This is a genomic window from Massilia psychrophila (assembly GCF_002760665.1).
Taxonomy (GTDB): domain Bacteria; phylum Pseudomonadota; class Gammaproteobacteria; order Burkholderiales; family Burkholderiaceae_D; genus JAFCUW01.
This window is the reverse complement of sequence record NZ_PDOB01000016.1, coordinates 34627-60698: the sequence shown is the minus strand read 5'-3', so window position 1 is coordinate 60698 and position 26072 is coordinate 34627. Positions and strand designations below refer to the sequence as shown.

General features: G+C 64.5%; 20 protein-coding genes and 2 riboswitches. Of the genes, 13 read left to right on the top strand and 7 right to left on the bottom strand.

The window, feature by feature from the left end:
• Nucleotides 1-92: 92 nt before the first annotated feature.
• From CR103_RS11880 to CR103_RS11860, 5 genes are all read left to right on the top strand, one after another.
• Nucleotides 93-713, top strand: a complete 621-nt coding sequence (locus tag CR103_RS11880; RefSeq protein WP_099916190.1) for an exopolysaccharide biosynthesis protein — start codon at nucleotides 93-95, stop codon at nucleotides 711-713.
• Between the two features lie 117 nt (nucleotides 714-830).
• Complete coding sequence (map, locus tag CR103_RS11875; protein WP_099916189.1) at nucleotides 831-1673, top strand: type I methionyl aminopeptidase; 843 nt, start codon at nucleotides 831-833, stop codon at nucleotides 1671-1673.
• 1 nt (nucleotide 1674) lies between these two features.
• Complete coding sequence (locus CR103_RS11870) at nucleotides 1675-4269, top strand: [protein-PII] uridylyltransferase (RefSeq protein WP_099916188.1); 2595 nt, start codon at nucleotides 1675-1677, stop codon at nucleotides 4267-4269.
• Nucleotides 4270-4314: 45 nt separating this feature from the next.
• Nucleotides 4315-5061, top strand: coding sequence for a pseudouridine synthase (locus CR103_RS11865; RefSeq protein ID WP_180279361.1), 747 nt, complete (start codon nucleotides 4315-4317; stop codon nucleotides 5059-5061).
• A 64-nt stretch (nucleotides 5062-5125) separates the two neighbouring features.
• Entirely contained in the window at nucleotides 5126-6751 is a 1626-nt protein-coding gene (locus tag CR103_RS11860; RefSeq protein ID WP_099916235.1) for a M28 family peptidase, read from the top strand.
• Nucleotides 6752-6849: 98 nt separating this feature from the next.
• Here the strand turns inward: CR103_RS11860 and CR103_RS11855 are convergent, their stop codons facing one another.
• Genes CR103_RS11855 through smc form a run of 6 tightly spaced genes read right to left on the bottom strand, consistent with a single transcriptional unit; the run spans nucleotide 6850 to nucleotide 15551 of the window.
• Nucleotides 6850-7323: a hypothetical protein gene (locus tag CR103_RS11855; protein WP_099916234.1), complete on the bottom strand. Its 474-nt coding sequence runs from the start codon at nucleotides 7321-7323 to the stop codon at nucleotides 6850-6852.
• An 8-nt stretch (nucleotides 7324-7331) separates the two neighbouring features.
• Nucleotides 7332-7868: a peptide deformylase gene (gene def / locus CR103_RS11850; RefSeq protein ID WP_099916186.1), complete on the bottom strand. Its 537-nt coding sequence runs from the start codon at nucleotides 7866-7868 to the stop codon at nucleotides 7332-7334.
• Nucleotides 7855-8757, bottom strand: coding sequence for a UTP--glucose-1-phosphate uridylyltransferase GalU (gene galU / locus CR103_RS11845; protein WP_099916185.1), 903 nt, complete (start codon nucleotides 8755-8757; stop codon nucleotides 7855-7857). Before galU ends, def begins: the two co-directional genes overlap by 14 nt.
• On the bottom strand, nucleotides 8754-10850 hold the full coding sequence (gene ligA, locus CR103_RS11840) for an NAD-dependent DNA ligase LigA (RefSeq protein WP_502510775.1): 2097 nt from the start codon (nucleotides 10848-10850) through the stop codon (nucleotides 8754-8756). Before ligA ends, galU begins: the two co-directional genes overlap by 4 nt.
• Before the next feature lie 49 nt (nucleotides 10851-10899).
• A complete protein-coding gene (locus tag CR103_RS11835; RefSeq protein WP_099916184.1) occupies nucleotides 10900-12021 on the bottom strand; it encodes a cell division protein ZipA C-terminal FtsZ-binding domain-containing protein in 1122 nt (373 codons plus the stop codon).
• Nucleotides 12018-15551 (bottom strand): chromosome segregation protein SMC, encoded by a 3534-nt coding sequence (gene smc, locus CR103_RS11830; RefSeq protein WP_099916183.1) that lies wholly within the window; start codon nucleotides 15549-15551, stop codon nucleotides 12018-12020. The genes CR103_RS11835 and smc overlap by 4 nt, the downstream gene beginning before the upstream one ends.
• A gap of 369 nt (nucleotides 15552-15920) precedes the next feature.
• Here smc and CR103_RS11825 point away from each other — a divergent pair, with 369 nt between their 5' ends.
• The 5 genes from CR103_RS11825 (at nucleotide 15921) to CR103_RS11805 (ending at nucleotide 20475) form a co-directional block, all read left to right on the top strand.
• Nucleotides 15921-16334: a DUF2141 domain-containing protein gene (locus tag CR103_RS11825; RefSeq protein WP_099916182.1), complete on the top strand. Its 414-nt coding sequence runs from the start codon at nucleotides 15921-15923 to the stop codon at nucleotides 16332-16334.
• Between the two features lie 143 nt (nucleotides 16335-16477).
• Complete coding sequence (locus CR103_RS11820; RefSeq protein WP_099916181.1) at nucleotides 16478-17635, top strand: sensor histidine kinase; 1158 nt, start codon at nucleotides 16478-16480, stop codon at nucleotides 17633-17635.
• Nucleotides 17608-18405, top strand: coding sequence for a LytR/AlgR family response regulator transcription factor (locus CR103_RS11815; RefSeq protein WP_099916180.1), 798 nt, complete (start codon nucleotides 17608-17610; stop codon nucleotides 18403-18405). Before CR103_RS11820 ends, CR103_RS11815 begins: the two co-directional genes overlap by 28 nt.
• A gap of 218 nt (nucleotides 18406-18623) precedes the next feature.
• On the top strand, nucleotides 18624-19964 hold the full coding sequence (locus CR103_RS11810) for a methyl-accepting chemotaxis protein (protein WP_099916179.1): 1341 nt from the start codon (nucleotides 18624-18626) through the stop codon (nucleotides 19962-19964).
• Between the two features lie 190 nt (nucleotides 19965-20154).
• The gene (locus CR103_RS11805; RefSeq protein ID WP_099916178.1) at nucleotides 20155-20475 is read left to right on the top strand and encodes a hypothetical protein; all 321 of its coding nucleotides are present in this window, start codon (nucleotides 20155-20157) and stop codon (nucleotides 20473-20475) included.
• A gap of 55 nt (nucleotides 20476-20530) precedes the next feature.
• Here CR103_RS11805 and CR103_RS11800 read toward each other — a convergent pair whose 3' ends face one another.
• Nucleotides 20531-21091 carry an ATP-dependent Clp protease proteolytic subunit gene (locus tag CR103_RS11800; protein ID WP_099916177.1) on the bottom strand — a complete coding sequence of 187 codons (561 nt, stop codon included), beginning with the start codon at nucleotides 21089-21091 and terminating at the stop codon, nucleotides 20531-20533.
• 163 nt (nucleotides 21092-21254) lie between these two features.
• Nucleotides 21255-21341, top strand: a riboswitch (glycine riboswitch).
• Nucleotides 21342-21357: 16 nt separating this feature from the next.
• Nucleotides 21358-21463, top strand: a riboswitch (glycine riboswitch).
• A gap of 95 nt (nucleotides 21464-21558) precedes the next feature.
• On the opposite strand from CR103_RS11800, the gene gcvT reads away from it, so the two are divergent.
• From gcvT to gcvP, 3 genes are all read left to right on the top strand, one after another.
• Nucleotides 21559-22677: a glycine cleavage system aminomethyltransferase GcvT gene (gcvT, locus tag CR103_RS11795; RefSeq protein WP_099916176.1), complete on the top strand. Its 1119-nt coding sequence runs from the start codon at nucleotides 21559-21561 to the stop codon at nucleotides 22675-22677.
• Nucleotides 22678-22723: 46 nt separating this feature from the next.
• Entirely contained in the window at nucleotides 22724-23104 is a 381-nt protein-coding gene (gene gcvH / locus CR103_RS11790; protein ID WP_099916175.1) for a glycine cleavage system protein GcvH, read from the top strand.
• A 77-nt stretch (nucleotides 23105-23181) separates the two neighbouring features.
• On the top strand, nucleotides 23182-26067 hold the full coding sequence (gene gcvP, locus CR103_RS11785; RefSeq protein ID WP_099916174.1) for an aminomethyl-transferring glycine dehydrogenase: 2886 nt from the start codon (nucleotides 23182-23184) through the stop codon (nucleotides 26065-26067).
• Nucleotides 26068-26072 lie beyond the last annotated feature (5 nt).

The following is a 26072-nucleotide window of genomic DNA, read 5'->3' as shown; positions in this document are numbered from 1 at the left end:
GCTGCGCCACCCTTCCCGTTTTTCCCATTCGCAGAGCGGTACGCTGAAAGGCGCATCGCTCTCTTTTTGTACCGAACAATGAAAACTGAAAAATGAGCTGCACCGGCGACGGTTTGACGCTATCCAAACTCTTGCAAGAACTGGCAAACGACACAACAAGAGACCGCGTGGCAGTCGGCGATCTGCTACAAGCCCTCGGCGACCGTGCAATCGGTGCCTTGCTTTTTATTTTTGCTTTTCCAAACATCTTCCCGGTCCCGCCCGGGACATCGGCAATACTCGGCGCGCCGCTGGTTTTTCTTGCGGCGCAACTGACGTTTGGCATGCGGCCATGGCTCCCCGGGCTGATCAGCCGAAGGTCCATGACGCGCACAGATTTCCATGGGGTGGTCAAACGGGTCGCTCCCTGGCTCGAGCGCGCGGAAAAATTGCTGCGTCCACGTGTGAGCGTGCTGACACTACCGCCTCTGGAATACGCCGTCGGGCTGATTTGCCTGCTGCTTGCGACCGTCCTGGTGCTGCCTATCCCCTTCGGCAATATGCTTCCCGCGCTGTCGATCAGTCTTCTTGCGCTCGGCCTTCTCGAGCGCGATGGCTACGCTGTCGTCACCGGGCTGATTGCGGCGGTCCTCTCGGCGGTATTGGTGTCGGGAGTCATCTGGGGAATTGTCAAAGGTATCATTTACATGCTGTCAGACGTGTGGGTATTTTGAAGCTGATGGAGGCGACCGTCTTCGCCAAATATCGACATCCCTTATAATGATGGTATCCGCGCGCGCGCCGAAGGTCGGCTTGAAGCGCACATACCTCATTTGTCGATTGTGATACCCATGTCCTCCATCTCCATCAAGACCTCCGAAGAAATTGCCGGCATGCGTATCGCCGGCCGGCTTGGCGCCGAAGTGCTCGATTACATCACGCCCTTCGTCAAGCCCGGCGTTACAACCGGCGAGCTCGACCGGTTGTGCCACGAGTATATGACCAACGTGCAAGGTTCCATTCCGGCGCCGCTGAACTATTGCCCGCCGGGTTACACGCCGTATCCGAAAGCGATCTGCACCTCGGTCAACGACGTCATCTGCCACGGAATCCCGGGCGACAAGGTGTTGAAAACCGGCGACGTGGTCAACCTCGACATCACCGTCATCAAGAACGGTTTTCACGGCGATAACAGCCGCATGTTTTTCATCGGCGAGCCGTCGATCTTGGCCAGGCGCCTGTCTGACGTCACCTATGAATGCATGTGGCTAGGCATCTCGAAAGTCAAGCCGGGCGCCTACCTGGGCGACATCGGCCACGCGATCCAGCAGCACGCCGAGAAAAACGGCTACAGCGTGGTGCGCGAATTTTGCGGCCACGGCATCGGCACCGTGTTCCACGAAGAGCCGCAAGTCCTGCATTACGGCAAACCGGGCACCCTGGAGCGTCTCGAAGCCGGCATGATTTTCACGATCGAGCCGATGATCAACGCCGGCCGGCGCGAGATCCGCGAAATGGGCGACGGCTGGACCATCAAGACCAAGGACCGCAGCCTGTCGGCGCAGTGGGAACACACGGTGCTGGTGACGGAAACCGGCTACGAAGTGCTGACCGATTCGGCCGGCACGCCGCCGCCGCCGGCCGTCGTGCAAAAGCAAGTGGCACAAGGCGAGGCCCCGGCGGCGGCGGCCTGAGATGGACGCCGCAGTCGACAAAGCGCGGGATAAAGCGCAAACCCGTGACCTGCTCAAGGGCCGGCTGAAAGCCGAACGCCAGCTCCTGACGGACGCCTTCCACGGCGACGGCAAGCCGGAAAAACTGTTGCGCGGGCTGCGGCAAAGCGTCGATGCGGTGCTGGCCGAAGCGTGGAACGGCGCCGGCCTGCCGCCCGCCTGCGCGCTGGTCGGCGTTGGCGGCTACGGGCGCGGCGAGCTTTTCCCCCACTCCGACCTCGACCTGCTCATTTTACTGTCGCAGCCGGCCGACGCCATCACCCGCGGCAAGCTCGAGGAACTGGTGCAACTGCTGTGGGACCTGGGACTGGAAATCGGCAGCAGCATCCGCACCGTCGACGAGTGCATGAGCGAGTCGCGCGCCGACATCACGGTGCAAACCAGCCTGCTCGAAGCACGCCTGGTGACGGGCGACGTGCCGCTGTTCGAACAGCTGCAGCGGCGCTACCAGGAAGAGCTCGATCCGCAGGCTTTTTTCCAGGCCAAGACCGTCGAGATGCGGCTGCGCCATGCCAAATACGAAGACACCGCATTCTCGCTCGAGCCGAACTGCAAGGAGAGCCCCGGCGGCCTGCGCGACCTGCAGGTAATCCTGTGGGTGGCGAAAGCCGCCGCTCTGGCCAATTCCTGGGGGCAGCTGGCGGCGCGTGGCCTGATCACCCAGGTCGAGGCGCGCGCGCTGATGGAAAAGGAAAGCGCGTTCAAGGATATCCGCGTGCGCCTGCACTTGCATGCCGGGCGGCGCGAAGACCGGCTGGTGTTCGACGTCCAGGGCGCGATCGCCGAAACGTTCGGCCTGCAAACCACCGGCGAGGGAGTCAACGCGCGCCGCGCCAGCGAATACCTGATGCAGCGCTATTACTGGGCCGCCAAGACGGTCACCCAGCTCAATACCATCCTGCTGCAAAATATCGAGGCGCAGCTGTTCCCGCAACCGGCCGAAGTCGTCGCCGTCAACGACCGCTTCAACCAGGTCAACGGCTTCATCGACGTCAAAGCCGACGACACGTTCGAATCGGAGCCGTCGACCTTGCTGGAGATTTTCGTCGTCATGACCGAACGTCCCGACATCAAGGGCATGACCGCGCGCACCACCCGCGCGCTGTGGCACGCGCGCTCGAGGATCGACGAGGTTTTCCGTGCCGATCCGGTCAACCGCGCGCTGTTCGTGCGCATCCTGCAAGCTCCGGTGGGCCTGGTGCACGCGCTGCGGCGCATGAACGACATGGGCATCCTCGGCCGCTACCTGCCGGCGTTTCGCCACATCGTCGGCATGATGCAGCACGACCTGTTCCACGTCTACACGGTCGACCAGCACATCTTGATGGTGGTGCGTAACATGCGCCGCTTCACGATGAGCGAGCACGCGCACGAATATCCGTTCTGCAGCCAGCTGATCGCCAACTTCCGTTCATCGTGGCTGTTGTACGTGGCGGCGCTGTTCCACGACATCGCCAAGGGCCGCGGCGGCGACCATTCCCGGTTAGGGGTGGCCGACGCCACCGGATTCTGTCTCGACCACGGCGTCACGCCTGACGACACCGCGCTGGTGATGTTCCTGGTCGAGCAGCACCTGACGATGTCGCAGGTGGCGCAGAAACAGGACCTGTCCGACCCCGACGTGATCCAGGCGTTCGCGGCGCTTGTCGGCGACGAGCGCCATTTGACGGCGCTGTACTTGCTGACGGTGGCCGACATCCGCGGCACCAGCCCGAAGGTGTGGAATGCCTGGAAGGCCAAGCTGCTCGAAGACCTGTACCGCGTGACCTTGCGGGTGCTGGGCGGCGAGCCGCATTCGGCCGACCGCGAACTGATGAACCGCCAGAGCGAGGCGCGCGCCACCTTGCGCCTGTACGGCCTGCCCGAACACGCGCACGAGGCGCTGTGGAACCAGCTCGACGTCGCCTGGTTCCTGCGCCACGACGCCGCCGACATTGCCTGGCAAACGCGCTCGCTGTACGATCGGCTCGACTCGACCAAACCGGTCGTCAAGTGCCGTCTGGCGCCGATCGGCGAAGGTTTGCAGGTGGCGGTCTACATCAAAGACCAGCCGGATTTGTTCGCGCGCATCTGCAGCTATTTCGACCGCAAGAATTTTTCCATCCTCGACGCCAAGATCCACACCACCCGACACGGCTACGCGCTCGACACCTTCCTGGTGACGGAGGACAATTTTGCCAACAGCTACCGCGACATCATCAACCTGATCGAACACGAGATCGGCGAACTGCTGACAAAGCAGGCGCCGCTGCCGGCGCCGGCCCGTGGGCGCCTGTCGCGCCTGTCGCGTACCTTTCCGATTCAGCCGACAGTGGACCTGCGTCCCGACGAGCGCGGACAGTACCACCTGCTGTCGATTTCCGCCAGCGACCGCACCGGATTGCTGTATTCGATCGCCAACGTGCTCACGCGCTACCGCATCAACGTCCACACCGCCAAGATCATGACGCTCGGCGAACGGGTCGAAGACGTGTTCCTCGTCGACGGCGCCGTGCTGTCCAGTTCACGCAACCAGATCCAGCTCGAGACCGACCTGCTGGACGTCCTTAAAGTTTAATGAAATATATTCTATGACTGCCATATCCCATGAGTGCTGTGTTCCATGACTGACTTGTTACGCCTATCCAAACGCATGTCCGAACTCGGGCTGTGCTCGCGCCGCGAAGCCGATGAATGGATTGCCCGCGGCTGGGTGCGGGTCGACGGCCAGGTGGTGTCCGAACTGGGCAGCAAGGTCACGCCGGACCAGAAGGTGACGGTCGAACGCCAGGCCGCCGCCGAGCAGTCCAAGCGCGTCACGGTGCTGATCAACAAGCCGATGGGCTATGTCAGCGGCCAGGCCGAGGACGGCTACACACCGGCGATCGCGCTGATCAAGGCCGAGAACCGCTGGCCCGACGATCCGTCGCCGGAGCAGTTCCATCCCACCCAGTTGCGCAGCCTGGTGCCGGCCGGCCGGCTCGACATCGACTCGGTCGGCCTGTTGATCCTGACCCAGGACGGCCGCGTCGCCAAGACGCTGATCGGCCAGGACACGGCCATCGAGAAGGAATACCTGGTGCGGGTGCAGTACACCAAGCCGGGCACCCTGCCCGAGTCGGAACTGAAAAAGCTGTGTTTCGGGCTGTGGATGGATGGCAAGGCGCTGCTGCCGGCGAAGGTGCGCTGGCAGAACGAGGACCAGCTCAGCTTCACCTTGCGCGAGGGGAAAAAGCGCCAGATCCGCCGCATGTGCGACATGGTGGGGCTGAAAGTGCTGGGCTTGAAGCGGGTTCGCATCGGCAAGGTCAAGCTGGGTGACCTGCCGGTCGGGCAGTGGCGGTATTTAAGGCCGGACGAACAGTTCTGATCGCGCCGGGGCTGGCCCGCCTCGCCCCTGCAGTGCCAACTTGACTTTTTGCGGAGCTTCCATGATGCGTCTTTCCCTCCTCGCCGCCGGCCTCGCGTTTGCCAGCCACACTGCCTTAGCCCAAGCGCAACCGGTGGTCGCCGAAGCACCGCTGCGCGCCCACCTGGCGTTCCTGGCCGACGACCTTCTGGAAGGACGCGGCACGGGCCAGCGCGGCGGCGACCTCACGGTGCGTTACCTCGAGACGCAGGCAGCGGCGATCGGCCTCAAGCCGGCTGCCGGCAAGCTCTACCGGCAATCGGTAAAGATGGTCGGCACCACGACGCTGCCGGGCAGTTCGGCGCGCTTCGACGTCGGCGGCAAGACGCTGGCGCCGACGCTTGGCAGCGACATCCTGTTTGCCAACGCGAACGGCCAGGCGCAGGTGCGCATCGACGCGCCGGTGGTGTTTGCCGGCTATGGCATCGACAGCCATGAGGAGCGCTGGAACGACTTCGCCGGCGTCGACGTCAAGGGCAAACTGCTGATCGTGATGGTCAACGATCCAAAGCCGACCGCGGCCGAGCCGAGACGCTTCGGCGGCAAATCGCTGACCTGGCACGGCCGCTGGATGTACAAATACGAGGAAGCGCTGCGCCAGGGCGCAGCCGGCATCCTGCTGATCCACACCCTTGAATCGGCTTCGTATCCATGGAGCGTTCCGGCCACCAGCTTCGGCCACGAACGCTTCGAACTGGCCGGGGCCGGCAACGCGCTGCAGGGATGGATCCACGAAGACACCGCGCGCACGCTGTTCGCCGCCGCCGGCCAGGACCTCGACCTCCTGCGCGCCCAGGCGGAGGTGCGCGGCTTCAAGCCGGTCGAGCTCGGGATCGTGATGCACGCCGCACTCGACAGCAAAATCCGCCAGGTCGAGCAGTTCAACGTCGCCGGCATCGTGCCAGGCACCGATCCGGTACTCAAGGAACAGGCCGTAATTTACTCGGCGCACTGGGACCACCTCGGCATCGGCGCCGCCAACGACGGGTCGGGCCACGTCGCGGACCATATCTGGAACGGCGCCATCGACAACGCCTCGGGAGCGGCGGCCTTGCTGGCGATGGCGCAGGCGGCGCTGGCCCATCCGGCGCGCCGCACCCAGATCTTCCTGTGGCCATGCGCGGAGGAGCAAGGTTTGATCGGCAGCCTGGCGTATGTACGCAATCCACTGTGGCCGCTGGCAAAGACCGCCGTCGACCTGAACCTCGACAGCATGAATTTTGTCGGCACCACGCGCGACATCGGCGTCGCCGGCAGCGAGCGCAGCAGCCTTCACGCCAGCGCCGAGCGTGTCGCCAAGCGGATGGGCCTGCGCCTGGCGCCGGCGGTGCCCGACCTGGGCGGCGCCTACTTCCGCGCCGACCATTTCATGTTCGCGAAAGCGGGCGTGCCGGCGTTTAACGTCGGCTCGGCGGTATTCTCCGGCGACGGTTCGTTCGAGTTTGCCGACCACCCGGCCGACGCCAGCGCGCGGATGGTCGCCTTCAAGAATCACTATCACCAGGTCAGCGATCAATACAATCCCGCCTGGGACTTATCGGGCATGCTGCAGCAGGCCCAGTTCACGCTGAACCTGGGGTATGCGATTGCGAATGCGGCGTCGATGCCGGTCTGGAACCGCGATGACCCGCTGGGGAAAGTGAAGCGCTGACGCAGGCTTGGTGAGTTTGAGACAGGGATAGATGTCGATCCCCGGATATATTTCACCCCGATTATTAATGGCGATATGCGGGCATCATCCGCGCCCGGCTAATCGCTCAGTTTGAATTTCAGTTGTACGGAAATGCCGCCGTACAAGCGGTCCTTGTACGACGGCACGAAGCCGATATTGACGCCGAAGCGCCGGTACTCGATGGTCGCCATCGGGATCAGGGCGGGGAACCAGCCGCCGCCTTTCATCTGCGGATAGCCGTTGAAGCCGGCGATGACGGCGCCGAGGCGCACCGGCCCGATGGCGTACGGCTGCCAGATCGCACCGACATAGTTCGAATACTGCCGGTCGCTGTTGTAGAAGCGCCCTGCGGTGGCCGCCAGGTCGCCGCGGAACCGGTACTCCGCCCCCAGCCCGCCATTGCCACCGTTGAGGTCCTTGTCGCGGTCGAAGTGGTATGTCGCGAAACCGCTGTCGACCCAGAACTCTTTCAGTGGCGCCGGCTCGACGCGGGTGAACACCTCGCCGGCGTGCGCCAGCGGGGCTACAGCGGCCAGCGCCAGGGTGAGCATCGTCGCCCTCATTGGTCGTCGTCCGGATCGAGGTCGGGGAACATTACGCTGGTGTAGCCGAACTGCGAAAAGTCGGTAATGCGCATCGGGTACAGGATGCCGAGCAGGTGATCGACTTCGTGCTGCACCACGCGCGCATGAAAACCTTCGGCGTCGCGCACGATAGGGCGGCCGTCCTGGTCGACGCCTTCGTAATGCAGCTGCGTGTAGCGCGGCACCACGCCGCGCAGGCCGGGCACCGACAGGCAGCCTTCGAACTGCTCGTCCATGTCGTTCGACAAGGGCGTCAGCACGGGATTGATCAGCACCGTCTCGGGCACTGCCGGCGCGTCCGGGTAACGCTGGTTTTCCTTGAAGCCGTAGATCACCAGCTGCAAGTTGACGCCGATCTGCGGCGCGGCCAGCCCGGCGCCGTTGGCGGCGTGCATGGTATCGAACATGTCGGCGATCAGCGCCTTCATTTCGGGCGTGCCGAATTCGCGCACCGGCTCGGCCACGCGCAGCAGGCGCGGATCGCCCATTTTCAAGATGTCACGTACCGTCATGTTGACCTTGCTCCTTGTGCATTTGATCGAGGAAGGCGCGGAAGCCTTCGCCAGTTTCAGGATGTTTCAGGCCCATTGCCGTCATCGCCTTCAGATAACCGAGCTTGGAACCGCAATCATAGCGCTGTCCGGCATAACGGTAGGCGAGCACCCGTTCGGACACCATCAGCGCGGCAATGCCGTCGGTCAGCTGGATCTCGCCGCCGGTACCGGTGCCGAGGTGTTCCAGATAGTCGAAGATCCTCGGCGAGAGGACGTAGCGGCCCACCACCGCCAGGGTCGACGGCGCATCTTCCGGCCGCGGCTTTTCAACGATGGCCGACACCAATTCAAGGTCCGGGCGGTAAGGCGAGGCGCTGACGATGCCGTACTGGCGGGTATGGGCGCGCGGTACATCCTGCACCGCCAGGATGCTGCATTTTTCGTAGCCGTACAGGTCCGTCATCTGCGCCAGCACCGGCTTCTGGCCGGGCGCGGTATCCATGAAGTCGTCGGCCAGCAGCACCGCGAACGGCTGGTCGCCGACCACCGGACGGGCGCACAGCACCGCGTGGCCCAGGCCCAGCGGCGCCGACTGGCGGATGTAGATGCAGGTGATGCTCTTCGGGATGACGTTGCGGACAAACTCGAGCAGCTCGGCCTTGCCGGCCGCTTCCAGTTCGCTCTCCAACTCGTAGGCTTTGTCGAAATGGTCCTCGATGGCGCGCTTGTTGCGGCCGGTAATAAAAATCATTTCGGTGATGCCGGCCGCGACCGCCTCCTCGACCGCGTACTGGATCAGCGGCTTGTCGACGATCGGCAGCATCTCCTTCGGCTGCGCCTTGGTGGCGGGAAGGAAGCGGCTGCCCAGGCCGGCGACCGGGAAAACGGCTTTGGTGATCTTTTTCATGGCGCTTGTTGCGCTTGTTCGGCTTGTTCGGAATGTTCGGAATGTTCTATTGATGATGACGGCGATGAAGCGGCCAGCAGTTCCAGCAGCGATGCTTCGTCGAGGATGGCGAGACCGAGCTCCTGCGCCTTGGCTAGTTTACTACCGGCGTCCGCGCCGGCCACCACGTAGGCGGTTTTCTTCGACACCGAGCCGGACACCTTGCCGCCGGCCGCCTCGATCATGGCGCCGGCGTCGTCGCGGCCCAGCGTTGGCAGGGTGCCGGTCAGCACAAACGTCTTGCCGGCCAGCGCACCGGCCGGCTTCATGACATGAACGCCCTCTTTCCAGCGCAGGTGGAGGCGCAGCTGCGTCACCAGTTGGGCGTTCTGCGGGTCGGTGAGAAATTCGGCGATCGAGCGCGCCACCACTGGGCCGACGTCGGCCACTTCCAGCAGCTGCAGGCCGCCCTCCCAGCCGGCCGCGTGCAGCAACGCGTCGAGGTTGCCGAAGTGCCCGGCCAGCGCCTTGGCAGTCGATTCGCCGACGTTGCGAATGCCCAGCGCGTAGATAAAGCGCGCCAGGGTCGTCTCTTTTGACTTTTCCAGCGCGGCGAGCACGTTCTGCGCCGATTTGGTGGCCATGCGATCGAGCGCGCACAGTCTGGTTTGGTCGAGCGTGTACAGGTCGGCCGCGGTGTGGATCAGGCCCTTGTCGACCAGCTGCTCGATGAGCTGGTCGCCCAGTCCTTCGACGTCGATCGCGCGGCGCGACACGAAGTGCATCAGGCCGCCCTTCTTTTGCGCACTGCAATGGGTCCAGCCGCCGGAACAGCGCGCAATCGCTTCGTCCTCGAGGCGCACGATGGGCGAGCCGCACACGGGGCAGCCAAGCGGCATGACGAATTCGCGGGCGTCAAGCGGCCGGCGTTCCGGCACGAAGCTGACCACTTCGGGAATCACGTCGCCGGCGCGCCGCACGATGACGGTGTCGCCGATGCGGATGTCCTTGCGCCGCACCTCGCCCTCGTTGTGCAGGGTGGCGTTTTCGACCGTCACGCCGCCGACGAACACAGGCGCCAGGCGCGCCACCGGGGTGATGGCGCCGGTGCGTCCGACCTGCACGCTGATGTCCTGCACCTGCGTCAGCGCTTCTTCGGCCGGGAACTTGTGGGCCAACGCAAAACGCGGCGCGCGCGAGACGAAGCCGAGCTGGCGCTGGTGCTCGAGCCGGTTGACCTTGTAGACGACGCCGTCGATTTCATACGCGAGGCCTGCGCGCCGGTTGCCGATGTCGGTATAAAACGCCAGCATGCCGGCGGCGCCGGTGACCACCGCGCGCTCGTTCGACACCGGCAGGCCGAGCTGGCCGAGCCAGTCGAGCAGCTTTGAATGCGACTCGGGCATGTCGGCCCCTTCCAGCGCGCCGACGCCGTAGCTGAAGAAGCGCAGGTTGCGCGCGGCGGTGATGCGCGAGTCGAGCTGGCGCAGGCTGCCGGCGGCGGCGTTGCGCGGATTGGCAAATTCCTTCAGGCCGGCGTCGCGCTGGCGCATGTTCAGTTTGGCGAAGTCAAGCTTGTACATCAGCACCTCGCCGCGCACTTCCAGCACCCGCGGGATGATTGCGCCGTGCAATCGCAGCGGGATCGCGCGCACCGTGCGAATGTTGACGGTGACGTCTTCGCCGGTGGCGCCGTCGCCGCGCGTGGCGGCCCGCACGAACACGCCGTCCTCGTAACGCAGGCTGATCGCCAGGCCGTCGAATTTCAGTTCACTGGCGTACTCGGTCTGCTCGGCAATCAAGCCTTTGCGCACGGCACGGTCGAAGCTGTCGACGTCTTCCGGCGAAAAGCCGTTATTGAGCGACAGCATCGGCAGCGTGTGAATGACCTGCTTGAACTCGGAAATCGGCGTCGCGCCGACGCGAAAAGTGGGCGAATCCTGGGTGGCGCTGTCGGGATGCGCCGCTTCCAGGTCCTGCAGCTCGCGGAACATGCGGTCGTACTCGGCGTCGGGAATCGTCGGCGCATCAAGCACGTGGTAGGCGTAGATGTGGCGATTCAGTTCGGTCGTCAGCCACGCCATGCGGTCGCGCTGTGCGGGTTCGGTCGTCACGGGGTTCACGGTTGTCACGGTTGTCACGATTGTCACGATAGGACTACCTTCAGCTGAACAGGCGCAGCGCTCGGATCGAGCCGGCCGGGATGTCTGCCGTCGCCATCTCTTCGTAAAATTCCAGCACCTGGCCGTTGATTTCGGCGATCGCCTGGTCCGTCAAGGGCGCGTTGCTGTCGTCGACGATGGTGGCGTCCAGGCGGCCCACCAGTGTGCGCGCGCAGGCGACCATGCTGCCGAAGCCGTCGCGCGCGGGCGCAACCACCGGCACGTCGAGCAGCAACGTCAGGTGCGAGGTGGTGTCGGCGCCCATTGTGACGTTGGTCGAGAGCGAAAACAGCACGCCGCCGTCGCCATCAGGCATGGCGTAGCGGCCGCTCGGACCGACGTCGAAGCCCTGTTTTTCGAGCGCGCCGATGAGGGTCGATATGGCCCACGGGGCGCCGTTCGACGTCAGGTTCACGCCCAGCTGGGCGTCGTGGCCGGCGACGAAACGGTGCAACGTTTTCGCGTCCTTCATCACGTCGATCATGTCCGGGATTTCCGGCTCGGCGCCGATGTCGTCGGCCAGCGTGCGCAGGCGCGTCACCAGCTCCGAGTATTCGAGTTCGTTCAATGCGGTGGTACGGCTGGCCATCTGCACGCCGGCCTGCAGCTGGGTGTAGACGCCGCCGCGCGCAATCGGCTCCCAGTCGCCGGAGACGGCCAGGCCAATGTAATGGATCGGCTTGTTGCCGACGTGGCGCAGGGTGTGCAGCGCGGGCAGCAGCTTGTCGCCACGCGTGGCCGCTTCCAGCGCCAGCGGGATCAGGCAGTCGATCAGCGGGTCGACCAGGCTGGTGGCCAGTTCGCCCGCCCCGGCCTGGCGTTGGTCGTCGCTGTCGTCGCCCATCACCGTGTCGGCCACGGCCGGCTCGAAGCGGTCGACGCCCTCGCCGTTGTCGGCGGCGCCGCCTTTGCCTGCCACGCCGCCCGCACCGGCGAGGTCGAACTTCGGTTCCTGGCGCGGCACAGCGGGCGCGTCGCTGCGCATCAGCACGTCGTCGTGCTCGGACGAAAAGGCGCGTTCGACGCTCTTGCGCGCCTGGTGCTCCTGCCATTTGTTATAGGCGAATACGGCACCGACGAATACCACGGCGCCGCCGATCAGGCTCATTTGAAGTTCTGTCATGCTGCTTGTGCCTCAGTAGCGAAATTTGCGGCGGACTCCATGTCCACCGCCACAATGCGCGATACACCCTGCTCCTGCATCGTCACACCGATCAGTTGATTGGCCATTTCCATCGCAATTTTATTATGCGAGATGAAAAGGAATTGCGTATGCTCCGACATCCGCTTCACCATGCGGCAAAAGCGTTCGGTATTTGAATCGTCCAGCGGCGCGTCGACCTCGTCCAGCAGGCAGAACGGCGCCGGGTTCAGGCGGAACATTGAAAACACCAGCGCGGTGGCGGTCAGCGCTTTTTCGCCGCCCGACAGCAGGTGGATGGTGGCGTTTTTCTTGCCCGGCGGCTGCGCCATCACCTGCACGCCGGAGTCGAGGATTTCGTCGCCCGTCATCACCAGGCGCGCGTTGCCGCCACCGAACAGGATCGGGAACAGTTCGGAAAAATGCAGGTTGACCTGGTCGAAGGTGTCCTGCAGCAGGTCGCGCGTTTCCTTGTCGATCTTGTGGATCGCGTCTTCCAGCGTGGTGATCGCTTCCAGCAGGTCGGCGTTCTGGGCGTCCAAAAAATTCTTGCGCTCGGACGCCTGCGCCAGTTCGTCGAGGGCGGCCAGGTTGACCGCGCCGAGCGCCGCGATGGCGTTCGCCAGGCGCGTCACTTCGCCCGCAAGCCATGACGGTTTCATGTCGGGATGGAGTTTTTGCGACAGCACCGCCTCTTCCTCGCCAACCGCGCCGACCGCCTTCAACGCTTCGGCGAACTGTTCCTGGTTCAGGCGCGCCGCCTGCTCCTTGAGCTGCACTTCCGAGATCCTGTCGCGCTGTGGCTGCAGGCTGCGCTCGGCAAGCATGCGCGACTCCTCGGCATGGCGCAGCTGCAAGGTGATCTGGTCGAGTTCATGGCGGGCGTCGGCCAGCGCCCGCTCCTGCGTGGTGCGGCGCTCGAGCAGGTCTTGCAGGCCGTCGTCGGCGGCGCCGCTCTCGAGCGACTCGAGCTCTTGCTGGCTCAATTCGAGCCGCTCGCCCACTTGCGCCGCCTGGCTGGTCGCGGTGGCGATATTGCGCTGCAGTTCGTCGATCTTGCTGCGCTGCGATTTTTCGGCGAATGACGCTTCCTGGGCGGCGCGTTCGAGTTCGCGCAGCTGCTCACGCGCGTCGGCCAGCGCCGCCTCGCGCTGCAAGAACAAGGTCTGGCCGTCTTCGTGCGCGCCCTGCAGTTCGGCCAGTTCGATGTCGAGCTGTTCGAATTTTTCTTCCGACTCCATGCGCACCTGCTGCTGTTCCTCTTCCTGCATCGCGATTTCAAGCAGGTCGGCGTGGATCTGGGTGCTGCGCTGGTTGAAGCGGGCCTCGACCTCGGACTGCCTGACGACGTCGATCTGCAGCGCGTGCACCGACTGCGTCAGGGAAGCGATGCGCTGGCGGGCGTCCTGCAGGCGGCGCGCAAGGTCCGACACGGCGGCGTCGGCGCGCACCAGGCGCGAACGCGCCTGTTCGGCCAGCAAGGCCTGGGCGCGCAGCTGCTTGCCGAGGTTGTCGATTTCCTGCTGCCGCGCCAGCACGCCGTCCTGCTCGGCGTCGGCGGCGTAGAAGCGCACGCTCGAGGCGCCGACGACGTGGCCCTGGCGGGTAATGAAGGCGCCGCCCGCCGGCAGCGCGCCGCGCGCGGAAAATGCGCTGGCGGCGTCTTCGGCGATGTAGACGTTGTGCAGCCAGCCCTGCAGCACGCCGCGCAGGCCGCCGTCGTTAATTTTCAGCAGGCTGGAAAACGGCGTCAGGCCCGGCACCTCGGTGCTGGCGGCGTTGGCATGCGAAGGTGCATACAGCGCCAGCTTGGCCGGCGGCGCGTCGCCGAAAAAGGCCTTGGCCCATTCGATGTTCGACATCTCCAACGCGGCGGTGCGCTCGCGCAGCACCGATTCCAGCGCGGTTTCCCAGCCCGCTTCGACGTGCAGCTTTTGCCACAGCCGCGGCAGCGATTCGAGTTCGTGCTTTTGCAGCCAAGGCTGCACCTTGCCCTGGCTTTGCACGCGCTCCTGCAACTGCTTCAACGCCGCCAGGCGCGCTTCGAGCTGCGCGTTGGCGCTCGATTCAAGGTTGACCTGCGCTTGCGCTTCGGCGCGCTCCCGCTCGAAGCGTTGCTGCTGCTCGAGTGCTTCTTCGAGCACCATTGCCTGCTCTTCCAGCGCCTGCTGTTTTTCTTCCAGCTGCAAGCGCAGGTTGGCCAACTGCCCGCTGTCGGGCAAATTCAGTCCGTTTTTTTCCTGCTGCAGCCGCTCGCGCCGGGTCGCCAGACCGGCGAGGATGTTCGAAGCGTTGCGCTGGTGGGCCGACGCCAGCTCGATCTGCTGCTGCGCGCTTGCTATCTTCGCGCGCGACTCGGTCGTCTTGTGCCGGGCCTCGCGCCATGCGCCATCCAACGCCGGCAGGTTGTCGGACTGCTGCTCGGCCGCCATCTGCGATTGTTCGACCCGTCCGCCAAGTTCTTCCAGCAGGTAGCCGGCTTCCTCGACCTGCTGCTGGACCTCCCGGGCCTGGGACTGCCACTGGCCGCGCTGGGCGCCGAGGGCGGCCAGCTGGTTCTGCAGCCGGCTGCGCGACTCGATGACGAACTTGATCTGCGCTTCCAGGCTGCCGATCTCGGAATTGGTCTGGTACAGCAGGCCCTGGGCCGCGTGCAGGCGGTCGCCCACCGCAAAGTGGGCCTGGCGCATGTGCTCGAGCTCGAGCTCGACGTAACGCAATTTCGCGGTCTGCTCCTCGAGGTCGGTCTGGCCCTGCGCCATCTCGCGGAAATACCTGGCCTGCTCGGTGTGCGCTTCGTTCCTGCGCAGCAGCCAGAGCAGCTTCTGCTTTTCTTCCTGGTCGGCCTGCAAGGCATGGAAGCGGGTCGCCACCACTGCCTGCGCGTCGAGTTTTTCGAGGTTGGCGTTCAGTTCGCGCAGGATGTCGTCGACCCGCAACAGGTTTTCGCGCGTGTCGCCCAATCGGTTCGCCGTTTCGCGACGGCGCTCCTTGTACTTCGACACGCCGGCCGCCTCTTCGAGGAACACGCGCAGCTCTTCCGGGCGCGACTCGATGATGCGCGAGATCATGCCCTGGCCGATGATGGCGTAGGCGCGCGGGCCCAGGCCTGTGCCCAGAAAAATGTCCTGGATGTCGCGCCGGCGCACCGGCTGGCTGTTGATGTAATAGGTCGAGGTGCCGTCGCGCGTGAGAGTGCGCTTGACGGCGATTTCGGCGTACTGGCCCCACTGGCCGGCCGCCTTGCCGTCGTGGTTGTCGAACACCAGTTCGACCGAGGCGCGCCCGGCCGGCTTGCGATGGGTCGAGCCGTTGAAGATGACATCTTGCATCGATTCGCCGCGCAGCTCCGACGCTTTCGATTCGCCCAGCACCCATCGTACGGCGTCGATGATGTTCGACTTGCCGCAGCCGTTGGGACCGACCACGCCGACCAGTTGACCCGGCACCTGGAAATTGGTGGGATCGACGAATGACTTAAATCCCGACAATTTGATGGAAGAGAGACGCACGTTGCTTGACTTACCTTATAGCCAGGTCGAAAGGGGAATGCCGCCGTCGAACTCGGAAAGACCGGATCATACCATTTGTTGCTTGCATTTCGGCCAAGTGCGGCGGCCACGCCGCGCGATACATCTGCCTGGGCCAGATTGGCCGTTGAACCACTTGAACTTGGGCGGCGTGGGTGCACCAAACAGCTTTTATCCATGTTCTTTCACCCTGATCCGCCGACGGACCCCGGCGGGGATAAGCGGCCCAACGAGCCCGCATTTCGCGCCATCCCGGCGCACCTCGCGCCGTCTGGCGCCATTTCGTCGCATGGCCGCGCGGCACAGCCTGGTTGTGGTTACAGTTCTCGCGTGAACTCACCGGAGACTTCCATGACACTGATTCAGACTCTCTGCTGCGCCGCCTTGCTGGCGGCCGTCCAGGCGCACGCCGCCGACCTGACCATCCATATTGGCGACGTCAAGGAGGCCGGCGGCACGATCCAGGTGTCGCTCTACAATTCGGCCGGCACTTTCATGAAAACGGCAGTTGCCACGGCCGCCATCGCGGCAATCAACGCCGCCAACACGGTGGTGCTGAAAGACTTGCCGGCTGGCGAATACGCGTTCGCAGTGTTCCACGACGCCAATGCGAACGCCAAACTGGACAAGAACATGTTTGGCATCCCGACCGAAGGCTATGGGTTCAGCAATAACGCAATGGGCGCCATGGGGCCGCCCAGTTTCGGACAGGCCAGCTTTACCCTCCCCGGCGCCGGCGCCGCCCTGCGCGTCAGCCTGCGCTAGAGAACAGGGCGCCGAGCGTGAACCGCCGCCGATTACTCGCTTGTAGCGCCGTCCTTGGCCTGGCGCTGGCGCGGCTGCCATATTGAGCGCCAATTTGTTTTCATGGTAACTTCTTGTCGGCCTGACACTTCTAAACTGCGCATATGACCTTCCCTGCCGCCGCGCCCTCCCACCCGCTCGATTTGATTCCGCTGTTTCGGCACTGGCCGTGCTCAACCGCGCGCAACATCGTCTATACCGGCCTGTGGAATACGATGATCGCAGTATTGCTGACCAGCGCGGCCCTGATGCTGGATCGCCGCGCACTGCGGTTCCTGACGCTGCTGCTGCCGGTGTGGCTCATTTCGAACCTGGTCGGTTACCTGATCCATGGCAGTTTTGCCGGCCTGCGGCGGGTGCTGCGCGGCTGGCCATCGCGCGCGCGCGGCATGCCGCGCCTATTGTATCACGTCGGCGTCACCGCGCTGTGCGTCACGCTCGGCGTCGGCACCGGCAACGCCCTGCTGAGCGGCCGCCATCCCTTGCACTACGTCGAGAGCGGCGCGGTGCTGTCGCAGCTGGTCCCTTTCGCCTTGCTGATGGCGGGATTGATGTTCCTGGTATTGATGGCGGGCGAACGGCGCATTCAGAGGGAGACCCTGGCCGCGCGCCAGAGCGGGCAGATCGCCGCCACCGCGCAGTTGCTGGCCGAAGCGCGGCTGCGCGCGCTGCAGGCGCAGATCGAACCTCACTTCTTGTACAACACACTTGCCAACGTGCTCAGCCTGATCGACACCCAGCCGGCCCAGGCCCGCCACATGTTAGAGCGTTTCATCGACTACCTGCGCGCCAGCCTGACCGCCAGCCGCGCCGAGCACGCTACCCTGGGCGCCGAACTGGACTTGGCGGCGGCCTACCTCGACGTGCTGGCGGTGCGCATGGGAGCGCGGCTGCGCTACCGGATCGAGTTCGATGACGCCGCGCGCGCAATCCGCATCGCGCCGATGCTGCTGCAGCCAATTGTCGAGAACGCCGTCATGCACGGGCTCGAGCCGAAGGTCGACGGCGGAGAAATTGTACTGCGCGCGCGCTTCGATGCTCACGCCGTGTGCATCGAAGTGGCCGACAGCGGCGCCGGATTGAGCGCCAAACCGGCCCGGTCAGGGGGCGGCGTCGGACTGGCCAACCTGCGCGCGCGGCTGCGCAGCCTGTATGGCCACGGCGCCGAGGTACGATTGCTCGAAAATCTTCCCTGCGGCATGCTTGTGCGCGTGCTGCTGCCTCTTGATACGGTATCGCCATCGACTATCCCACAGCCCTGATCGCGGACGACGAGCCGCACCTGCGCGATTACCTCGCGGCGCAGCTGGCGCATGTCTGGCCCGAGCTGCGCATCGTCGCCAGCGCCGCCAACGGCCTCGATGCGCTGCGCCTGGCCGACGAACTGGCACCAAGCATCGTGTTCCTCGACATCCAGATGCCCGGCATGACCGGGCTCGACGTGGCGGCGCGGCTGGCAGCCGGCGCGCACGGCCCGTACATCGTTTTTATCACCGCGCACGACCATTACGCGGTCGAAGCGTTCGAGCATTGCGCCCGAGACTATCTGCTCAAACCGGCCAGCGCCGAGCGCCTGGCGCGCACCGTTGCCAGGTTAAAGGCGGTGCTGCGCGACAAGCCCGCCTTTGATGCCGAAGCGCTGCGCGCGCTGCTGCAGCAACTGGGCGCAAAACTGGACGCAAGCCCGGCAACAGCGCCGGTGGCCCAGCCGCTGCAATGGATCCGCGCCGCCCATGGCGGCGAAACCAGGCTGATATCGATCGACGAAGTGGTGTATTTCCAGAGTAACGACAAGTACACCAGCGTCTATCTGCAGGAAGGCGAAAGCCTGATCCGCACGCCGATGCGCCAGTTGCGCGACGGGCTCGACGCGGCGCGGTTCTGGCAAATCCACCGCAGCATCATCGTCGCTGCGAAGTTCATCGAAGCGACCCACACCGATTTTCGAGGACGCCTGATGGTCAAGCTGAGGGGGCGGCCGGAACAGCTGGTGGTGAGCCGTAATTATGTCGAGTTGTTTCGGCAGATGTAGGCAGCGCCGGCCAGGTTGCTGTCGTTGACCGCCTGCCCCATCGCATCCGCCAAGGCGCCCGCCTGGGAAAAAAATGAACAGCGTGGGCGCCGCCGGGGTGGCGAGTGCGAGGGCGGCGGTCCGGGAGCCTGCCCCAAAAGTTGATACGACGCAATAGTTTGCGCCAACACATTGCTTACCATAAGCGATTGCCGATTGCCTCTTGAAGGAACCTCGCCATGAAATCGATTCGCCAGCTGGAAACCAGCACCAAGCTGTTTGCCTGTTTTGCCATCGTGCTCTGCTTGGGCGTGCTGGCGTCGGCGTGGCTGCTGGGGCAGCTTGCCCACATGAGTGAGCTGGCGCTGCAGGCCGGCCAGAAGGCGAACAGCGCGGCCGGCCAGCTGGCGCTGGCCGAATTCGGCGCCGCATGCAACTGGAGCCTGGGGTTCCTGGCACTCGGCCTGGCCGTCGCCACGCTGCTGTGCCGGTGGCTGGCGGCCGAGGTGGCGCGTCCGATGCACGAGGCAGTGGTGGTGGCGCGGCGCGTTGCCGACGGCGACCTGAGCAACAAGATCGATACCAGCGCCGACACCGGCGCGCGCGGCGCGGCCGGCTTGCTGCTGGGCGCCATGCAGCAGATGAACGACAAGCTGGTCGGCATGATCGTTGAAGTGCGCGCGGGCACCGAATCGATCACGGCCGGCGCCGCCGAGATTTCGAGCGGCAGTATCGACCTGTCGGCGCGCACCGCGCAGCAGGCCGCTTCGCTGGAAGAGACCGCCTCTTCGATGGAACAACTCACTTCCACCGTCAAGCAGAACGCCGAGCACGCTCACCAGGCCAGCAAGCTGGCGGTGTCGGCCTCGGAAGTGGCGGTCAAGGGCGGCGAGGTGGTGGCCGAAGTGGTCGGTACGATGGCGTCGATCAACGCTTCGTCGAAGCGGATTGCCGAGATCATCGGCGTCATCGACGGCATTGCATTCCAGACCAACATCCTGGCGTTGAACGCGGCCGTCGAGGCGGCGCGCGCCGGCGAACAAGGGCGCGGCTTCGCCGTGGTGGCATCGGAAGTGCGCAATCTGGCGCAGCGCTCGGCCGCCGCCGCCAAGGAAATCAAGGCGCTGATCGACGACTCTGTCGAAAAAGTCAACGCCGGCACGCTGCTGGCCGACAAGGCCGGCAACACGATGAACGAGGTCGTCACCAGCGTCAAACGGGTCACCGGCATCATCGGCGAAATCGCCGATGCCAGCGCCGAGCAGAGTACCGGCATCGAGCAGGTCAACTTGGCCATCGCGGCAATGGACCAGGCAACGCACCAAAATGCCGCGCTGGTCGAAGAAGCGGCGGCGGCGGCGGCGGCGATGCGCAAGAGCGCCGCCAGCCTGAACCGGGTGATCGGCGCTTTCGTGCTGGGCGCGCAACACAGCCGTCCGGCGGCGCAGATTCAGCGGATCGGCGCCAATTCCAACAATGCCAACAATCTTGGCAAACCGGCACCGCGCAAGGTGCCAATGGCCGCCGCCGGGGGCAAGCGCAGTGCGACCAAACCGGGCGTCGATTGGGAAGAATTTTAAGCAGCTGACCGCGAAAAAATACAAAAATATTCCAATAATGTAGGTGCACCTCCTACATGAGTTCAAGTGATTTTCCTATACACGTCCAATAGTGCAAATTGCATGATCGTGTCACCGAAACGCTACCGAAAAAAACTTTTCCATGGCAACGGCGAACACGACATTTTTACACTTTCGTAAAGGAACGAATATGAACTCGAATCAAAAAAACGGTCAGGGTAACAAACAGGGCGGCAGCCCGGAGCAGCACGCCGAAGCCGGTCGCCAGAGTCACAAGAACGACAACAAAAACGACAACAACAGCGACAGCAACAGCGGTTCGAACAAGCAGTCCGGCCAGGGGTCGTCAGGTTCCGGATTCGGCTCTTCGGGCTCAGGCTCGGGCTCGCGCTCTTCGTCCGGCAGCACACAATCGGCATCAGGCTCGGGCCGCACGCGTGGCGGCACGCCCGAGCAGCACGCGGCAGCCGGACGCCAGAGCCACAAGAATGACGACAAGGACGAGAGTTAAGTACTCGTCGAGAAATTAACCGCGCGTTGTGGAACCGCTGCAGGCAACGCCGACCTCAAACGTTGCGCAGGTGCGCGCCCTTTGGCGGCACGAAGTCGGCGATGTCGGTGATCAAGCCGGCAACCCGGGCGTCGCGCGCAGTCAGGTGCAGGTCGGAATACTGGTGAGTGGCCCACTGTTCCGGCGTGAGCACGACATGCCGGCGCAGGATCGCCTCGGTGCGCGCGTCGTCGGCCCGCAGGCCCTCGACGATGATGTTGAGCGCATCGGGCCGTGCGCCCGGCGACGCTGTCGCGTGCGACTTGTGCACCATGAAGCGCGCGGTCTCGCTGGCGTAACGCGGGCCGCCGGACAGGAACAGGATCACCGCGATCGAGGCCACTGCCCCGCCGTTGTACATGACGAACTCGATCGGTGAGCGCGCCATGAAGTTATACAAGCACAGGCCGTCGCTGACATAGCCGCCGTTCGACTGCACCAGGATGTGCGCGGTGTCGACGCCTTCTTCGGTCATGCACGACACCGCTTCAAACACCCGGTGCACCATATCGCTGTTGACGTCTCCCGATAACGTGAACCAGGCTTGCTTCTGATGTTTCGCTTTTTCTTCACCCATCATGGTCTACCCGCAAAGTGGTTGTTCATTCTAACAAATAGCGGTGGAGAAAGCCCCGCATCGGCGTCAGTCGTGCGCACCCGTGCAGCGTGGCATCGATGGGCGCGCGGGGCGCCGCCGATGCCGACAAGTTGACACCCGGGCTGCGCTGGCATATCCTGCACACTCTTGATCGGGAGAGGACAGCCACGCGCTGCCGCCGAAGGGGCATCACCCAAAAACTCTCAGGCAAAAGGACCGGTCAAGGGTCGGGCGCGCAAGCGGCCGGATCACACTCTGGAGAGCGGCCGCGGCGCACAGCCGGCGGCCCACCGAAGGGGCAGGCGGATGTCAATCCGCTATCTCTCAGGTATCAAGGACAGAGGGGCGCAATCATCGATCGGACTGGCAGCAACGCCAAGTTCGGCGCTGGCTGACGACCCTTGTATTTTTACCTTGCTACCTTTGTTACCTTGCCCGAGGATTCCATGACGCTTAAAGCGACTCCGCTCAATTTTGCACACCGCGCCGCCGGCGCCAAGATGGTCGACTTCGGCGGCTGGGACATGCCCGTCAATTACGGTTCGCAGATCGAGGAACACCACGCGGTGCGCGTTGACGCCGGCATGTTCGACGTCTCCCACATGTGCGTCATCGACATCGACGGCGCCAACGCCCGCTCTTTCCTGCGCGGCCTGCTGGCCAATAACGTCGACAAGCTGCAGGTGGCGGGCAAAGCCCTGTACTCATGCATGCTGGGCGCTGACGGCTTCGTGATCGACGACCTGATCGTCTACTTTTTCAGCGAAGACCGGTTTCGCCTGGTAGTCAACGCCGGCACCGCCGCCAAGGACATCGACTGGATCAACGCGCAGAACGCCGCCACCGGCAGCGCCGTCACGGTGACGCAGCGCCGCGACGGCATCGGGGCGATGGCGCTGATCGCGGTGCAGGGCCCGAACGCCCGCGCCAAGGTGTGGCAGGTGCTGCCGGGTGCGCAAGCGGCATCCGAACCGCTCAAACCGTTCAACGCAACCATCGTCGCGAACACCGCCTTCGGCGAAGTGATGGTGGCGCGCACCGGCTACACCGGCGAAGACGGTTTTGAGCTGGCTTTCCCGGCGCAGCAGGCCGAAGCACTGTGGAACGCCTTGCTCAGCGCCGGCGTCAAGCCGGCTGGTCTCGGCGCGCGCGACACGCTGCGCCTCGAGGCAGGCATGAACCTGTATGGCCAGGACATGGACGACACCGTCAACCCGCTCGACGCCGGCCTGGCATGGACAGTCGACCTGCTGTCCGAACGCGACTTCATCGGCAAGGCTGCCCTCATTGCGATGGGCCAGCGCTACCAATTCCTCGGCCTGATCCTGATCGACAAAGGCGGCGTGCTGCGGGCCCACCAGAAAGTGGTCGGTGCCACCGGCTCGATTGGCGAAACCACCAGCGGCACCTTCAGCCCGACCATGCAGCAGGCAATCGCGCTGGCACGCTTGCCGATGGACGTCGCCATCGGCGACACGGTCAAGGTCGAGATTCGCGACAAGCAGCTCGCCGCCACCGTCGTCAAACTACCGTTCGTGCGAAACGGTAAAATCCTGGTTGCCTGATGTTTACCGAACACCTGATTTGAACCCACCTACCTTGGAGCCATACATGAACATCCCAGCCGACCTGAAATATACCGAGTCCCACGAATGGGTGCGCCTGGAGCTTGATGGCACCCTGACCGTCGGCATCACCGAGTACGCCCAGGATGCGCTCGGCGATATCGTGTTTGTCGAACTGCCGAAAGTCGGCAAATCGTACACCGCCGGCGACGACGCTGCCGTGGTCGAGTCGGTGAAGGCGGCCAGCGACATCTATGCGCCGGTGTCGGGCCTTGTCGTCGCCGTCAACGACGCGGTTGCCGCCTCGCCCGAATCGATCAACTCCGACGCTTTCTCGGTGTGGCTGTTCAAGATGAAGCCAAACGACCCGAATGCGATCAACGGCCTGCTCGACGCCAACGCCTACGGCAAGGCCACTGCCGACTAAACTCGCCCCTCATTTTATGAAACCGGCTGACCGCGCTCCCGAGCGCCGTCAGCCAGCAACTTTTTGGCACCTACCTCATGACCCGCACCAGCCTGACCCAACTTGAACAGCGCGATTCTTTCATCCCGCGCCACATCGGCCCTACCGACACCGAACAGGCGGCGATGCTGTCGACCCTCGGCTACGCTTCGCGCGCGGCGCTGATCGACGCGATCGTACCGCCGAACATCCGCAACAAGAGCCGGCTGGAACTCGGCCAGTTTTACGAGCCGATGACGGAGCAGGCGGCGCTGGCCAAATTGCGCGCGCTGGCAGGCAAGAACAAGATCATGAAGTCGATGATCGGCCAGGGCTATGCGAACACCATCACGCCGCCTGTCGTGCTGCGCAATATCTTCGAGAACCCGGCCTGGTACACCGCGTACACGCCGTACCAGCCTGAGATTTCACAAGGCCGCCTCGAGGCGATCCTGAACTTCCAGCAAATGATCACCGACCTGACCGGCATGGGCATCGCCAACTCGTCGATGCTCGACGAGGGCACCGCCGCGGCCGAAGCGATGACGCTGATCCAGCGCGTCGGCAAGTCCGCCTCGAACGTGTTCTACATCGCCGACGACGTGCTGCCGCAGACACGCGAAGTGATCGAGACGCGCGCCAAACCCATCGGCGTTGAAGTGCGCACCATTGCCGCCGCCGACGTCGAATCGCTCGACGCTGCATGCTTCGGCGTGCTGCTGCAGTACCCCGGCGTGAACGGCGACGTGCGCGACTACCGCGCCGCCTGCGAGAAACTGCATGCGGCCGGCGCCATGGTCGTCGTCGCCGCCGACCTGCTGGCGCTGACGGTGCTGGCGCCGCCGGGCGAATGGGGCGCCGATGTCGTCGTCGGCAACAGCCAGCGCTTCGGCGTACCGCTCGGTTTCGGCGGACCGCACGCCGGCTACCTCGCCACCCGCGACGAGTTCAAGCGCAGCATGGCCGGCCGCCTCGTCGGCGTCACCATCGATGCCCAGGGCAACCAGGCCTACCGCCTGGCGCTGCAGACGCGCGAGCAGCACATCCGGCGCGAAAAAGCGACCTCCAACATCTGCACCGCCCAGGTGCTGCTGGCGGTGATGGCGTCGATGTACGCCGTCTACCACGGACCGCTCGGCCTGGCGCGTATCGCCAACCGCACCCACCGTTTTACCGTCATCCTGGCCAGCGCATTGAAGCAGGCCGGCTTCACGCTGGCCAACCAGACCTTCTTCGACACGCTGACGATCGCCACCGACCGCGCAACCGGGCTGCACGCGAGGGCCGTCGAATACGGCGTTAACCTGCGCCGCGTCGATGACGGCCACGTCGGCGTGTCGCTGGATGAAACCACCAGCCGCGAAGACATCGCGCTGCTGTGCACGATTTTTGGCGCCGCCACGGTCGATTTCGACGCCTTTGACTCCGGCGACGGCGACGACGACGCTTTCCCACCGCAGCTGGCGCGCACCAGCACCTACCTGACCCACCCGACCTTCCAGCGCTACCATGCCGAGCACGAAATGCTGCGCTACCTGCGCCGCCTGGCGGACAAGGACCTGGCGTTGGATCGCACCATGATCCCGCTCGGCTCATGCACCATGAAGCTGAACGCGACGTCGGAAATGATCCCGGTGACCTGGCCGGAGTTTTCCAACATCCACCCGTTCGCGCCGGATGCGCAGACCGTCGGCTACCGCGAAATGATCGGCCAGTTGGAAGACATGCTGTGCGCGCTGACGGGCTATGCCGCCGTGTCGCTGCAGCCGAACGCCGGCTCGCAGGGCGAATACGCGGGTCTGCTCGTCATCAAGGCTTACCACGAGTCGCGCGGCGAAGGCCACCGTAACATCTGCCTGATTCCCTCGTCGGCGCACGGCACCAACCCGGCCTCGGCCAACATGGTCGGCATGCAGGTCGTCGTCACGGCGTGCGATGCGCGCGGTAACGTCGACCTGGCCGACCTCAGGGCCAAGGCCGAACAACACAGCGCCAACCTGGCGTGCGTGATGGTGACCTACCCGTCGACCCACGGCGTGTTCGAGGAGGGCATCGACGAACTGTGCGCCATCATCCATTCGCACGGCGGCCAGGTCTACATCGACGGCGCCAACATGAACGCGCTGGTCGGCGTCGCGGCGCCGGGCAGTTTTGGCGGCGACGTCAGCCACCTGAACCTGCACAAGACATTTTGCATTCCGCACGGCGGCGGCGGCCCCGGCGTCGGCCCGATCGGCGTCGGCGCGCACCTGGCAAAGTTCCTGCCGAACCAGCGCTCGAGCGGCTACATGCGCGACGACGCCGGCATCGGCGCGGTCAGCGCGGCGCCGTTCGGCTCGGCCTCGATTCTGCCGATTTCGTGGATGTACATCGCGATGATGGGCGGCGCCGGCCTCACCGCGGCGACCGAAGTGGCGATCCTGAACGCCAACTACGTCGCACACCGGCTGGCGCCGCACTATCCGGTGCTGTACTCGGGCCACGACGGCCTGGTCGCGCACGAGTGCATCCTCGACCTGCGCGCGCTGACCGACGCCACCGGCATCAGCAACGAAGACGTTGCCAAGCGCCTGATGGACTTCGGCTTCCACGCGCCGACCATGAGCTTCCCGGTGCCCGGCACCTTGATGATCGAGCCGACCGAAAGCGAATCGAAAATCGAGATCGACCGCTTCATCGATGCGATGATCGCCATCCACGCCGAGATCGTCAAGGTCGGGCGCGGCGAATACGACCGTATGGACAACCCGCTCAAAGGGGCACCGCACACGGCAGAGGTGGTGATGGCCGACGACTGGCAGCACAAGTACAGCCGTGAAGTGGCGGCCTTCCCGGTCGCCTCGCTCAGGCGCCAGAAGTACTGGCCGCCGGTCGGGCGCGCCGACAACGTCTATGGCGATCGCAACCTGTTCTGCGGCTGCGCGCCGATCAGCGACTACGAGTGAATTTG

Bases quoted from the DNA above. Each gene is read 5' to 3' on its own strand.
- galU (WP_099916185.1), bottom strand. From the start codon at position 8,757: ATGAAAAAGATCACCAAAGCCGTTTTCCCGGTCGCCGGCCTGGGCAGC.
- CR103_RS11860 (WP_099916235.1), top strand. From the start codon at position 5,126: ATGCGTCTTTCCCTCCTCGCCGCCGGCCTCGCGTTTGCCAGCCACACT.
- def (WP_099916186.1), bottom strand. From the start codon at position 7,868: ATGACGGTACGTGACATCTTGAAAATGGGCGATCCGCGCCTGCTGCGC.
- CR103_RS11805 (WP_099916178.1), top strand. From the start codon at position 20,155: ATGAACTCGAATCAAAAAAACGGTCAGGGTAACAAACAGGGCGGCAGC.
- map (WP_099916189.1), top strand. From the start codon at position 831: ATGTCCTCCATCTCCATCAAGACCTCCGAAGAAATTGCCGGCATGCGT.
- CR103_RS11810 (WP_099916179.1), top strand. From the start codon at position 18,624: ATGAAATCGATTCGCCAGCTGGAAACCAGCACCAAGCTGTTTGCCTGT.
- CR103_RS11855 (WP_099916234.1), bottom strand. From the start codon at position 7,323: ATGCTCACCCTGGCGCTGGCCGCTGTAGCCCCGCTGGCGCACGCCGGC.
- CR103_RS11820 (WP_099916181.1), top strand. From the start codon at position 16,478: ATGACCTTCCCTGCCGCCGCGCCCTCCCACCCGCTCGATTTGATTCCG.
- CR103_RS11835 (WP_099916184.1), bottom strand. From the start codon at position 12,021: ATGACAGAACTTCAAATGAGCCTGATCGGCGGCGCCGTGGTATTCGTC.
- gcvT (WP_099916176.1), top strand. From the start codon at position 21,559: ATGACGCTTAAAGCGACTCCGCTCAATTTTGCACACCGCGCCGCCGGC.
- CR103_RS11865 (WP_180279361.1), top strand. From the start codon at position 4,315: ATGACTGACTTGTTACGCCTATCCAAACGCATGTCCGAACTCGGGCTG.
- gcvP (WP_099916174.1), top strand. From the start codon at position 23,182: ATGACCCGCACCAGCCTGACCCAACTTGAACAGCGCGATTCTTTCATC.
- CR103_RS11825 (WP_099916182.1), top strand. From the start codon at position 15,921: ATGACACTGATTCAGACTCTCTGCTGCGCCGCCTTGCTGGCGGCCGTC.
- CR103_RS11870 (WP_099916188.1), top strand. From the start codon at position 1,675: ATGGACGCCGCAGTCGACAAAGCGCGGGATAAAGCGCAAACCCGTGAC.
- CR103_RS11880 (WP_099916190.1), top strand. From the start codon at position 93: ATGAGCTGCACCGGCGACGGTTTGACGCTATCCAAACTCTTGCAAGAA.
- CR103_RS11800 (WP_099916177.1), bottom strand. From the start codon at position 21,091: ATGGGTGAAGAAAAAGCGAAACATCAGAAGCAAGCCTGGTTCACGTTA.
- gcvH (WP_099916175.1), top strand. From the start codon at position 22,724: ATGAACATCCCAGCCGACCTGAAATATACCGAGTCCCACGAATGGGTG.